The following is a 312-nucleotide window of genomic DNA, read 5'->3' on the forward strand; positions in this document are numbered from 1 at the left end:
CATCGGAATGCGCCTCCTTTTGGGGGTCAAACCTCTCAGTCTCGCTTCGCTCGCCAGCGTCCGGGCTAAACCTCACAGACACGGGCTTCGCCGTGACAGCTCCCCTAGTAGGGGAGCCCTTGGCAAAACTGTCAACTTTGGTAGTATCCAAGGGCAGGCTTCCGGTCTGTTGCTCCAGCAGCACATTGTACCTTGTGCGCTCGGAGCGGATGGCGGCTTCGTACAGGGCGTAAAGCTCTTCCAGCTTCTTCCACATTGCCGCTTCGTCCACGCCGCCCAGCAGGTTCTTGCGGAATTTCACCGTCCGGAACC

The 312-nt window shown here is 59.3% G+C and carries 1 protein-coding gene; it reads right to left on the reverse strand.

Features of this window, described 5'->3' with window-relative positions:
- On the reverse strand, positions 1–312 hold a 312-nt coding region (locus P0G09_RS17510; protein WP_342760557.1), incomplete at both ends, for a hypothetical protein.

Source organism: Faecalibacterium sp. DFI.5.82 (assembly GCF_029076575.1).
Lineage (GTDB): Bacteria > Bacillota > Clostridia > Oscillospirales > Ruminococcaceae > Faecalibacterium > Faecalibacterium duncaniae.